At 45.8% G+C, this 12,410-nt stretch carries 12 protein-coding genes; 5 read left to right on the plus strand and 7 right to left on the minus strand.

The window, feature by feature from the left end; genetic code table 11:
* Positions 1-102 precede the first annotated feature (102 nt).
* The 4 genes from B5D42_RS07690 to B5D42_RS07705 all read right to left on the minus strand — a co-directional run bounded on the left by B5D42_RS07690 (position 103) and on the right by B5D42_RS07705 (position 5,150).
* Positions 103-921: a hypothetical protein gene (locus B5D42_RS07690; RefSeq protein ID WP_078830867.1), complete on the minus strand. Its 819-nt coding sequence runs from the start codon at positions 919-921 to the stop codon at positions 103-105.
* A gap of 132 nt (positions 922-1,053) precedes the next feature.
* A complete protein-coding gene (locus tag B5D42_RS07695; RefSeq protein WP_078830868.1) occupies positions 1,054-1,686 on the minus strand; it encodes a response regulator in 633 nt (210 codons plus the stop codon).
* A 58-nt stretch (positions 1,687-1,744) separates the two neighbouring features.
* The gene (locus tag B5D42_RS07700; RefSeq protein WP_078830869.1) at positions 1,745-4,801 is read right to left on the minus strand and encodes a ligand-binding sensor domain-containing protein; all 3,057 of its coding nucleotides are present in this window, start codon (positions 4,799-4,801) and stop codon (positions 1,745-1,747) included.
* 151 nt (positions 4,802-4,952) lie between these two features.
* Positions 4,953-5,150 (minus strand): hypothetical protein, encoded by a 198-nt coding sequence (locus B5D42_RS07705; protein WP_078830870.1) that lies wholly within the window; start codon positions 5,148-5,150, stop codon positions 4,953-4,955.
* Positions 5,151-5,345: 195 nt separating this feature from the next.
* Between B5D42_RS07705 and B5D42_RS07710 the strand changes: the two genes are divergently transcribed.
* Positions 5,346-6,170 (plus strand): nuclear transport factor 2 family protein, encoded by an 825-nt coding sequence (locus B5D42_RS07710; RefSeq protein WP_139367043.1) that lies wholly within the window; start codon positions 5,346-5,348, stop codon positions 6,168-6,170.
* A gap of 69 nt (positions 6,171-6,239) precedes the next feature.
* Positions 6,240-6,734, plus strand: coding sequence for a SixA phosphatase family protein (locus tag B5D42_RS07715; protein ID WP_078830872.1), 495 nt, complete (start codon positions 6,240-6,242; stop codon positions 6,732-6,734).
* On the opposite strand, the gene B5D42_RS07720 is transcribed toward B5D42_RS07715, so the two are convergent.
* Entirely contained in the window at positions 6,731-7,822 is a 1,092-nt protein-coding gene (locus B5D42_RS07720) for a glycosyltransferase (RefSeq protein ID WP_078830873.1), read from the minus strand. The genes B5D42_RS07715 and B5D42_RS07720 overlap by 4 nt on opposite strands.
* A 193-nt stretch (positions 7,823-8,015) precedes the next feature.
* Between B5D42_RS07720 and B5D42_RS07725 the strand changes: the two genes are divergently transcribed.
* A complete protein-coding gene (locus tag B5D42_RS07725; protein WP_139367044.1) occupies positions 8,016-8,258 on the plus strand; it encodes a hypothetical protein in 243 nt (80 codons plus the stop codon).
* A gap of 35 nt (positions 8,259-8,293) precedes the next feature.
* On the opposite strand, the gene B5D42_RS07730 is transcribed toward B5D42_RS07725, so the two are convergent.
* Positions 8,294-9,559 (minus strand): pyridoxal phosphate-dependent aminotransferase, encoded by a 1,266-nt coding sequence (locus tag B5D42_RS07730; protein ID WP_078830875.1) that lies wholly within the window; start codon positions 9,557-9,559, stop codon positions 8,294-8,296.
* A 112-nt stretch (positions 9,560-9,671) separates the two neighbouring features.
* Between B5D42_RS07730 and B5D42_RS07735 the strand changes: the two genes are divergently transcribed.
* Positions 9,672-10,949 carry a DUF5690 family protein gene (locus tag B5D42_RS07735; RefSeq protein WP_078830876.1) on the plus strand — a complete coding sequence of 426 codons (1,278 nt, stop codon included), beginning with the start codon at positions 9,672-9,674 and terminating at the stop codon, positions 10,947-10,949.
* Between the two features lie 33 nt (positions 10,950-10,982).
* Here B5D42_RS07735 and msrB read toward each other — a convergent pair whose 3' ends face one another.
* Positions 10,983-11,549: a peptide-methionine (R)-S-oxide reductase MsrB gene (msrB, locus tag B5D42_RS07740; protein WP_078830877.1), complete on the minus strand. Its 567-nt coding sequence runs from the start codon at positions 11,547-11,549 to the stop codon at positions 10,983-10,985.
* A gap of 177 nt (positions 11,550-11,726) precedes the next feature.
* Here msrB and B5D42_RS07745 point away from each other — a divergent pair, with 177 nt between their 5' ends.
* Positions 11,727-12,305 (plus strand): adenylate kinase, encoded by a 579-nt coding sequence (locus B5D42_RS07745; RefSeq protein WP_078830878.1) that lies wholly within the window; start codon positions 11,727-11,729, stop codon positions 12,303-12,305.
* Positions 12,306-12,410 lie beyond the last annotated feature (105 nt).

Raw genomic sequence — 12,410 nt, forward strand, 5'->3', positions numbered from 1 at the left:
CTTTCCAAAAGTTATTATCTATAAACGTGTGAGGCAGATTGTGCAAGAAAAAAGCCCCCCATCCGGGAGGCCTATATGCAGGGTTGTGTAAGTTGTTGGTTATCAGTAAAAGAATTTGGTCAGTTCTTCCGTTTCCTGGGCACCCGGAGATTTGGAAACCGCTTTACGGGTCTGCGGATTGCCATTGGAGTCATAAGTATAAGTATACAATACAGTTTCCTGTACATTGCCTGAAGCGTCGTAATGCACTTCTTTACCCGGGTTATTCAATGCAACAGGAATATTCAGGGGCAGGAACGGATTGTTCTCAAAAAGGATGGTTGTGTTCTTCTTGTCGTCGTAATTGGACAGTACCACTTCTTCGTCCTTTTCCATGGTATTGTTGGCCGGGTTATTATAATAAAGGCTCATTTTTTCAAGATTCCCGTCTGTATGATACTTGTATTCGGCGCGCATTGCGGGTGTTGTGGGTATACCCGGTGTGCCTGGTATCCGGAAAAATCCTTCGGTTTTTGTAAGCTGCCCGTTCGTGTAGGTATAATTATAATATGCGGTCATGTTGCCGCCCTGTGAGAAGATTTCTACTTTGGTTACGTCCGTACCGGTATACGTGTATTTGTACTTTACTCCGCTGGTGCTGTTTATTTCTGTAACCTTTGTGCCGGTATATGTGAAATTATAAGCAGTGCTTCCCGGGTTGACGGGGTTGTTGACGGTGGTGATGGTTTTGATGGTTTTATCTGTATTGTATTCAATCAACTGCGAACTGCCGTCGTCAAATAACAGTTTGGAGATCTTGTTCCCGGTAGCGTGAACTGTTCCGGGTATTTCCGCACTTCCCTCTTTGGTACAACCGGTAAATACCAGTGTTGTAATGGCCAGGCATATCAGTAACAGCCCGGTCCGCATAAATCCTTTCATTTGCTTTTTAAGTTTAGTGCGGCAAACATAGAAAGGGCTGCACTGGCTGCCTATCACACATTTATGTGATTGGGTGCAAGCGGATGATTTTGTATTTGAACCGGTATCAGACGGCGTATGAGCGGTCTGTTATCAGATGATCCTGCTCTTGAATGCCTTGGCAACAGCCTCACTCTTGCTGTTCACATGCAGTTTTTCATAGATTTTCTTGATGTGAGAACGCACCGTATCTATGGCAATGAACATTTCGGAGGCGATCATTTTATAGCTGTAACCGTTCACAAGTAACTGCAGTACCTGTTTCTCCCGTTCTGAAAGATCATAATTATCGCCTTTGTCGGAATGAATGGAGGAAAACATCTTCAGCACCTGTGTTGCAATGGATGATGTCATGGGTGCTCCGCCGGTCTGCGCTTCCTGGATGTACTCGAGTAATTTAGCGGGCGCCGTTTTTTTAAGCACATAACCATTGGCTCCGTTACTGATGGCTTCAAACACGTTTTTATTATCGTCGAAAACCGTAAGCATCAACACTTTTACATCTTCGCTGCTCTTACGGATCTTTTTTAGCCCTTCTATTCCATTGGTGCCTGGCATATCGATATCCATCAGCACAACATCCGGCTTGAATGCCTTCACTTCTTCTTCCACACTATTGCAGTTTTTGAATGCTGCAAGTACTTCGAAACCCTCCGAACCGTTAATGAGCATGGTCAGCCCTTCTCTCAGCTGCGGATTATCTTCATATATCAGTAACCTGGTCATGGGGGGATGATTTTCGGGGCAAAACTACCATTTAATATTGCAAATAAACATCACATAATTATGTTACGGGGATGTTGACCGTGATCTGTGTTCCTTTACCGGGTTCACTATTGATCTGCATACGGCCTTTCAGCGCATCAGCTCTTTTCTGCATATTGCCCAGCCCGTTACCACTGTCTGCATCCTCCGCAAAGAACCCTATGCCATCGTCTTCAATGATCAGGATCAGTCTTTTCTGCCTGCAGCTTACATGAATAACGGCATTCTTACAGGCTGAATATTTTGCAATATTGTTTACTGCTTCCTTGAACAGGAGGAAAAGATCTCTTCTTGCTTCCATATCCAGCTTTACGTCATTCACTCCTTCGTCTACCCTGAAACTGATATCGATATCTTTAGCCTCCAGCACATTCGTTGCAAACTCGCGCATACGTGCCGTGATCTTCTGCATACTGTCGTTGGAGGGTTTGATGCTCCACACAATATCATCCATCGATTCCATCATACGGCTGCTGTTATCCGTGATCTTGCTGATATACTCCGTGGTGCGAACCGGGTCCGTGGCAATCTTCGCCTTCGCCATAGTGCTGAGGATATTGATGGTACTGAGCGTAGAACCCATATCGTCGTGTAGATCCCGCGCTACCCTTAAGCGGAGTTTTTCTACTGCCAGCAGTTTGTTTACCCTTAAACGGTGAATAAAGTAAGTCAGCGCACCGAGTGCCATCAGCACCAGTGCAAGGAACCACCATTTTTTCCAGAACGGCGGCTCAATGTATAAACGCATGCTCGTAATATGCTTGCTGCCCAGCCCTTCATTGGTTTCGCAGCGCACTTTAAAAGTATAATGGCCTGGCGGCAGCAGTGTATAATTCACCTGGAGCGAAAGGTCTGCCCGCACCCAACCCGTATCGATGCCCTCCATTTTATAATAATAAACCAGCTTGTCGCGCTGCAGGTAACTTAAGGATGCAAATGAAATACTGAACGAGTTCTGTTCATATCCCATTTCTACCGTCTTCAGCTTCAGCAGGGAATCTACGGGAAGATAAGTGTCGAATAATTTAAAGTCTGTTATGGTAACATCTGCGGGCACCGACCTGCTGGTTAATGTGCTCGGATCGAGGATGAGCATGGCGCTTGTTCCGCCGAAAACAATGTTGTTATTCCGGTCGCAGTATGCCACATCGCCCGCATTTTCTATATTGATGATACCATCCTTTCGTGTGAAATTGGTGATGTTGTGATTGTGATAATTGAACCGGCTTAACCCGTTGGATGTTGCCAGCCAGAGCAGGCCGGTCTTGTCAATCGTCATTCCCTTGATCGAGTTCGACGGTAAGCCCTGCTCAAGCGAGACCTGTTCTACCTGGTTGTTTTTTTTATTAATGATGTTCAGCGCCTCACTGCCGACGAATAAAATACTGTCGTTATAGGCACTAACCACAGAAACATAATTGCTGAAAATGGATTTGCCGGGGCCGTTCGTTTTGGTATAGTGCTGTACTACATTACCTGTTTTGGAATCTATCGCATATAATCCTTTCTGATTGGTTCCTGCCCATAACCAACCGCCTTTATCAAGCGTAAGCGTATATACCTGTGTTTTGAAATCCTGTACTATCCTGAATTGATTGTTGTTGTACTTTACTATTTTACCGCTCCAGGTGGCAAACCACATATTTCCTTCATGGTCTTCGGCCATGATGGGTAAGGTCTTGCCATCGAACTCCGGCGGGTGCAGATAGCGCGTTTTACCTGTTGCCGGGTTGTGGATCATAAGTTTTCCTGCCTGACAACCGATCCAGATCTCTCCGGTTTTGCTATGTTGTACCAGGCTCCAGACCAGGTAATAATCTTTATCTGTACTTTCTATTTTGAACACCGGTTTTTTCACCGGCATATAATCTTCCGTCATGAACCGAAGCCCGGGATAACCCCAGCAACCGATCCAGATATGCTTTTCTTTTGTATGCAGGAAAGAAGTAATGCTCACCGGGTTTTTGAACATCACGTTCAGCGCCTGCTGATCTGCCGGAGAAAAAAAATAAAGCCCCTGATCAGTTGCCACCCAGGCAGAACCTTCACGGTCCTCCATCATGTGATTGATCTTTGTATAGCGGATCCCGAAATTGTCGATGAACTCGTTTTTATTATTGCTGAACCGGTGAAGCGAATCGTTGAAGTTGAGCATGACCTCCAGACCATAGATCCAGATCATGCCCTTTTTCATCTCCATCACATTGGTCAGTTCATAATAAGCATTGCTGGATGCACCGATGCCGGTTGTGTCTTTGGTAAAACTCCGGCTCGGTTCGTCGTAGCAGAATGGCGTCTGCACCCGCTTCCAGCGCCAGTTGAAGATCCAGAACCTGCGCTTGCTGTCGATGAAAATATTGCGCACAAACTGGTTCACCATGGTGTCTTCCAGCAGCGGGTTCTTTTCCGGATTATGCCCGCGGTAATGCAGGGCTTTTGTGCGGTCATCAAACTTTGCTATGCCGCTGTCTGAAGAGATCCAGAAGCTTTTTGTTTTTACATCTTCAAAAATGCGGTTGGGACGCCAGCCCGGTGGCATTTTTATTTCAACATTGTCTTCCGAAAAGCTTTTTGTTTTTTCATTGTACTGCATCAGCAACCTGTACTTCAGCATCAGGAAAACCCGGCCTTTATTATCGCGGAATAATTCGATCGGTAAATTTGGCGGGATGTCTTTGCTCTTAATATCGATCGCTACCTTTTTATATAAAAATGTGGATGGATTGAAGAGGCCCACTTCTTTCGCATTCTCCATCACCAGCCACATCGTTCCATCCGGATTACCCACGATCTGCGAGATCAGCGTATTGGGTAAAGGATCACCGCTTGGATTACCCCGACCCAGGTAAATGAATTTACTACCATCGAAACGCTGTAAACCATTGGCGGAACCAACCCAGATAAAATTACTGGCGTCCTGGTAAACGGAGTACACTGCGTTGGACGAAAGCCCGTCATCGCTGCTGAACCGTGTAAATGCAAAACGGGTGGAAGAAAGCCGTGACTGCGATAAGGCACCGATACTGCAAAAAACGAATATTAAGCAGCCGATAAAATGAAACAGCCGTGTTTTCATGGGGTAAGTATGCCTTTCAAAGCTAAACCGAAAATACTGCAATAGCCTAAAACCACATAAAGATGTGATGAACTGCGGCAATGTTATGCAGAGCGGTAAAAGCAAGCCTGCGGGTTACCGGAGACGAAATCCTATATTACTGATGGCCGCACTATTGCATTTCGGTTGGATAAAAAAGCATTTCAGACGACAATAGCAACGTATCTTCTTTTCCGGCGATCACATATTTATGTGATACTCTCTGGCCGCCGGCAACCGGATTCGGTTGATAAACGGCATTTTCTGCTGACGAACGAAGCGTTACCTGAAAATGCACGTAAAAAAGGCGGTCCGGACCGTTTTCTTTCACATACTCATGCGATTTATGAACGATGGTTTATTGTTCATATTTGCACTCTACCGGTTAGAATGCTAACCGCAATCATTCGTCTCAAGTTTGGGGTTTTTTATAAGCAGTATGTTAAAGCAGAGCAAAAAACAGGCCTACGCAACAAGTGCGGGGCCTGTTTTAATTGAACGACGTTCTGTCGGAAAATTGCTTACCATGAAAAGAAATTACCTGTTCTTACCTGTCTTCTTATTGTTGCTGCAGACAAACACGCTCTTGGCCCAGAAGGGAATTGAAGGCTTGATCAGTGCAGAGAAAAAATTCGCAGCATATACAGCAGAAAATAATATCAAATCGGGCTTCCTGAGAAGTTTCGACAGTGCCGGACTCGTTTTTGGCCGCGGCCAGGCGTTTAATGCGATAGAAAGATATACCAAAGCACCGCAGTCGCCCGGCGTGCTTTTATGGGAGCCTGAATTTGCCGTGGTGAGTGCCGGTGGTGATTTCGGTTTTACCACGGGCCCGTATACGTTCAGCCCGCAGAAAGGAGATAGTATTGTGGACGCGGGAAATTTTTCATCTATCTGGAAAATGAACGCAAACGGAGAATGGAAATGCATGGCCGATATGGGCGTTTCTTACGGAAAACTGGTACATGCCCCGGTCACAACAGTAGAACGGATTACATTACCTGCGAAAGGAGAGAAAATCCTTTACGATTCACTGCTCGCCATCGAAAATACACTGAACGGTGCATTGCAGCAGGGTGCGGATGCATTGCTGCCTTTTGTTGCTGAACGTTCGTGGTTTAATATTAACAACAGCCTGCCCGTAAAAGGAAACGCAAAGATCAGGGAGGCACTGAAGGTAATGCCTGCTGGACTTGTATTCCAGACCGCCGGGGGTTTTCTGGCACCAGCGGAAGATCTTGCCTATGTGTACGGAAAAGTGGTGAATGATAAAAAAGCGAGCAATTATATGCGGGTCTGGATCCGTGAAAACGGAAAATGGGTGATAGCATTACAGGTATTAAACTGGTAAAATATCCGTTAAAAAACGGTTGAAAGCGTATGCATAACGTACTATATTTAGCGCCTAAAAAGGCGAACCATGAAACACCTGTTGCTGATACGACATGCAAAAAGCAGCTGGAGCAATAGCAACCTGGGCGATTTCGACCGCGACCTCAACGACCGTGGCCGCCGCGATGCACCTGTCATGGCGCAGCGTTTAACGGAACATCATATCCAACCCGACGCATTGGTTTCAAGTACGGCGTTACGTGCTATGCAAACCGCCATTTTTTTCGCAAGAACATTTCACAAAACGGAACAGGATATCATGCGCATGCCGGAACTGTATCATGCACCACCGCCTGTTTTTTATAAGGTGATCAGCGAACTGCCTTCATCAGTCAATACCGCAGCTGTTTTTGCACACAATCCGGGCATCACTGCTTTTGTAAATGAACTTACGGCAACGCGCATTGACGATATGCCCACCTGTGCTGTTTTCGGAGTAAAAGTACATGCCGATACCTGGGCCGATTTTGCAGAGGCCGAAAAGACCTTCTGGTTTTTCGATTACCCGAAACTGCTGGGTTAACGATTTAGTTCAGCCAACAATTGCTGTAATTTCACGCCATTAAAGATTTCGGGGTTGGTAAACCGGTAAGAAAATGTTCTTGCTTTATCTGTATCCTGTAAGAGTTTCAGTTCCTGTTGTGTAACACTGAAGCAAAAACCTGATTCCATTAATGTATGCGCCAGGTATTCCTGTTCTGTCTGCCCGGGAGTTGGTATAAGCAATGCTTTTTTACGTAACTGCAACAACTCCATTACAGTTGTATATCCACTCCGGCAAATGATCAGATCGCTTTGAACGAATGCCCTGGCCATCGTTGCGGTATCAAGATGATTGTATACAGTTACATGGTTGGGAACATTCAGTTCCTGTGTATCGCCCGGTTTGCCACGAACCAGTACTGTTTTTCCGCTCAATGCCGGAAGATCTTTCAGAATAAATTTCTCCAGTAGAGTCCGCTGCGGCTCGGGTCCTGAAAGAACAATACACTGATCATAGATAACGGGCAGTTGTTCCGCTTCAAAACGGGCCAGCAATCCCATATAATGAACCGGAACATCCGGCATTTCTGAAGGGTGTGATAAAACACCGGCAACAGGCGTAACAGCCATATCCGGTACCCAGCAGGCCGTAAACCGGTTGATATAACGGTAGTTGATCTTCCGCAGTAATTTTTCCAGCCAGCTGAACGGCGCTTTAATAGTAAGCTGGTGGGTAATAAATACGGCCGGAATCGAATCCGAATAAAGCCCGTAACGGTTATCTGAAATGACCAGCGATATATTATGCTCTTTTATGGTTTGTTTCAGCCAGGCCTGTTCCTTTGCAATGATCTTTAATATATAAGGTGCCTGTTTCATAAGCACAAACGGCAAGGACCAGCGTGCTTTACTATATTTCACCCTGTAACCGGCTAAATACATAAACTGAAGTTCAGGGAACTCCCTGCGCAACAACTCCTCCTGTGCACCTTCTGCTGCTACCAGTACTTCATAACCCGAAGCGGTGAGTGCCCTGATGAGGGGAATGCAGCGCGTGGCATGTCCGAGACCCCAGTCGAGCGGTGCCACCAGCACTTTTCCTTTGTTAAATGTTACCGGCGGTGGCATGGGCGTGTGAGTTTAAAAAAGTAAATTTGTACTTTCGAAAGTATAATATGAAACGGAAAATAAACCAAATGATTGTTGCGCTGTTGATAATAACAGTAGCATTCTCTTCCTGCGGTGTATTTGGCAAGGGGAAAAAGAGCAGCTTCTGTGGTTGTCCGTCTGTGCACAAGTAAAGAAAGGTAAAGCGGTGAGCATGAAAGATACGTCGAGGGATATTCTTGTACTGACGGGCAATAAGCCTATGAGCGGAGCAGCTTTTGAACGTCAGGTAGAGCAGCTGCACGAACTTTTATACCATGCCGAATCCTGGGAGAATTTCTGTACCGCAAATGAAGTGATCAATATCAACCGCAGCAGGATCATCTCCAAACCTCACCTGATAGAAAAAGCCCTGCGCGATAAAAAGCCTTTTGTTTTCATCAGCAATAAAAACTGATCTTGCTTTCACCCCGCAGGGCCTGCCCATAATTCTTAGCTGAGTTTAGCCAGCGCCGCCTCCAGTTTTTCGAGCATTTCTGCTATCTCTTCTTTTTTGCAGGTACCCACACTCAACCTGTACCATGCACTATCGCTGCCGGCACCGAATGCAGAGAACGGAACTACCGCCAGCTTTGCTTCGCCGAGGATATAAGATGTTACATCAGACTGGGTTGAAAGAAGCTGTCCTTCCGCAGTGGTTTTTCCTTTGAGGTTCAGTTGAATGGTGAGGTAGATAGCTGCCTGCGGCGATACGGCATCCACAGCATATCCTTTTTCCTTCAATGCAATAAACCCGTTGTATATATTTTTCAGGCGCAGTTCTATTTCAGACTTGAACTGCGTGAGATAAGCATCGATCTGTTCTGTCTGCAGCAGGTATTTTGCAACCGCTTTCTGTTCTGCCATCGGCGCCCAGGCGCCGAGGTGACTTAAGATCGCCTTCATTTTTGCAATGACCGGCGCTGGCCCCATAGACCAGCCAACACGTACACCCGTGGCAGCAAAGACTTTGGAGATACCGTCGATAAAAATGGTATACGCTTTCATTTCGGGGCGCAGGCTAACAGGGTTATGATGTTGTGTGGAACCGAAGGTGAGGGTCCAGTACATCTGGTCGAACATCAGGTATAATTTCTTGGCGCCCGCTTCGCGGCTGTTGTTCTCTTCGATGATCAGGTCGCAGATCTCTTCCAGCGCTGCTTTGCTCAGCGTGGTACCTGTAGGGTTCTGTGGTGTGCAGATACAGATCAGCGTAGCTCCTTTGATGTTTTTCCTGATATCATCAGCCGTTGGCATGAAATCATTTTCAGCCTTGCAGTCGATCACACAATGTTCGGCATCCGTCATGTGTGTGTAGTGATTGTTATTCCAGGAAGGCACACCGTAGATCACTTTATCGCCTTTATCCACGATTGCTTTGAAAACAGTATAAATAAGCGGGCGACCACCGGAAGCGATCTGTATTTCATTGGCTGCATAGTCCAGTCCTTCACGATCTTTCAGGAATGAAGAAACCGCGTTACGCAGGTCTAGCACTCCTTCAGCTGCGGGATAGCTGGTATTGCGGTTACGGTAAGACTCAACGATCAGTTCTTCCAGCGTTGCAGGGATCGGGAAGATGGAAGGATCGAAATCCCCGATCGTAAAATTATAGATCTTCTCGCCCTGGCGGATACGCTCACTGATGGCATTGCCCAGCTTCACGATCTCGCTTCCGATAAGGGTTTCTGCCAGGTGACTGAGTTTCGGTTGATTCATATGATTCTTTTATGCTGTTCAACCCGCAAAACTACAGTTTGATTTCCGCAATTTTTGCAATACAGGGAAGAATCGGTGAAGAGTGCATTATATTTATCCCTCAACGATTGTAATGAACACCGAAAGACAAAACAAAACTTACTTCAGGGGAAATGCATTCCAGACAGGCATTTATGCAGCCATTGCGGCCTTTCTTACCTATACAATGGTATTTGGTTTCCGGAAATCATATACGGTATGTACGTTCGACGGGATCACTGTTGGCGGCTTCAGTTATAAAATATTATTGGTGCTGAGCCAGATGATCGGTTACCTGATGGCTAAGTTCTATGGCATTAAATTCATATCCGAACTGAAAAGATTCGGTCGGAACCGGATTATTTTATTGCTGGTAGGGATTTCCTGGGCAGCCTGGTTGTTGTTCGCTCTTGTTCCGCAACCCTATAATATTGTTTTCCTTTTCATCAATGGTTTTCCGCTGGGGATGTTATGGGGCGTGGTGTTCTCTTATATTGAAGGAAGGCGGAGTACAGACTTCATCGGCGCAGCTCTTGCTGTGAGTTTTATTTTTGCATCAGGCTTTGTGAAATCGGTAGGCGGCTGGTTGCTGGTCACATTCGGGATCTCCGAATTCTGGGTACCGTTCTGTACCGGACTTGTATTTGCTGTTCCGCTGCTTTGTTTTTTATACCTCCTCGAACGCATACCACCGCCTGATGAAGAAGATATTGCGGCACGCATGAACCGTTCTCCTATGAATGCAGCCGAACGGAAAATGTTCGTCAGGCGTTTTATGCCAGGACTTGTTGCCTGTATCCTGATCTATGCTTTTGCCACTATTTTCCGCGACATCCGTGATAATTTCAGCGCAGACATGTGGAAGGAAATGGGCTATGGTATGCAACCGGCTATTTTCTCTAAAACAGAAACACCGATCACGCTCATCATACTGGTGATCATCGGCAGCATGGTGTTCATCAAAAACAGTTTCCGTGCATTGATGTTGTCTCACTTTTTTATAGCACTCGGGTTTGCTATTGCGGGCGTATCTACATGGATGTTTGGCAAACAGATGCTGGACCCCGTGTGGTGGATGACGCTGGCCGGTCTCGGGCTTTACATGGTATATATTCCTTTCAATTCCGTATTCTTCGAAAGACTGATCGCAACTTTTCGTTTTACGGGGAATGTCGGGTTCCTGATCTACCTCGCAGATTCATTCGGATACCTGGGCAGTGTGGGTGTATTGGTAAGCAAGGAAGTATTTAAGCTTAAGCTGAACTGGGTAGCATTCTTTTCGCAGAGCGTGATGATCCTCTCCGTGGCGGGGGTTGCTATTACCGTTTTCGCGGCGGTGTATTTCAGCAGGAAACATAAAACACTATCCTGAAGCTAAACTCCAGGATAGTGCGGTAAAACATAATTATGGATTCTTTTTCTGTTCATTGTATTTCTTCTCGGCTTCGCTGGCTTTTTCAAAATCAAGCACTACACCGTTGATGCAATAGCGTAACCCGGTTGGTGGCGGACCGTCTTCAAATACATGTCCGAGGTGCGATTTGCAACGTCCGCACTGAACTTCTGTTCTCGACATTCCCAAAGAATGGTCGGGCAGGTAAATAATAGATGTTTTGCTGATCGGCTCATAAAAGCTGGGCCAGCCGCATCCGCTGTCGAACTTGGTATCACTTTTAAACAAAGCGTTGCCGCAAACGGCACAATAGTAAGTTCCTACTTCTTTAGAGTTTTCAAACTTGCTGGTCCAGGGTCTTTCGGTCCCTTTCTGCCTGGCGATATAATACATATCGGCAGACAATACTTTTTTCCAGTCCTCATCTTTCACAGTCACTTTACTGGTGTCTGTCCTTGAGTAGAAAGGATTATCGTTTTTCTTATGTACGTCCATATTTTCAGGTTTTTTTTTGCCCGGCTGCGAATAACAGCTTTGAAGTGCAAAACCGAACAGCAGCAGGCAGATGATTCGTTTCATTATAAATGATTTGATACAATAAAGTTACGGATCTCTGGTGCTAACAGATTGCTATGATTAACAAACACTTGTTTGTTTTGGCTTGAAATTCAAGGATTTCAAAGCTTTTCAAAGGTTGTTAAATGTTTTTTAAAGCACAGGTCTTATATTTGTTGCTCACTCAAGGTTAGTTTGTACATGTTTAATATTATTCTGTTTGGACCTCCGGGAAGTGGGAAAGGAACACAAAGTGAAAAACTCATAGCCAAATACGGGCTGAAACATCTTTCTACCGGAGATCTTCTCCGCAGCGAGATCTCCAGGGAAACACCACTGGGCCTTGAGGCTAAAAACTTTATGGATAAAGGTCAGCTGGTTCCGGATGAAGTGGTGATCGGCATGATCAGCACAGCACTCGATTCCAACCCGGAAGCCAGGGGGTTTCTTTTTGACGGATTTCCACGCACAGAAGCCCAGAGCGAAGCGCTGGATAAGCTGCTCAAGCTGAAAAACACAGAGATTGGCGTGGTATTAGCACTTGAAGTTTCAGAAGAAGAACTGATCAGCCGGCTGATGAACCGCGGACTCACCAGCGGACGCAGCGATGATACCAACGAAGCCGTAATCAGGGCTCGTATTACAGAATATCATAATAAAACATCGGCTGTTGCAAAGTATTATAGCGGCTTTGATAAAGTAGTGCAGGTGAAGGGGGAGGGAACGGTAGAAGAAATTTTTAGTGGTCTTTGCAGCGAAATCGACAAAAGACTGTCTTAAATATTATTACAAAGGTTTAACAACCAACAACCAACTGCGAATCCCGCCCTTACAGAGGCGGGATTTTTTTTCCCCACCTTGCGAAATAGCTGTTAAAGAACAGGC

It is taken from the genome of Sediminibacterium ginsengisoli (assembly GCF_900167075.1).
Taxonomy (GTDB): Bacteria; Bacteroidota; Bacteroidia; order Chitinophagales; family Chitinophagaceae; genus Sediminibacterium; species Sediminibacterium ginsengisoli.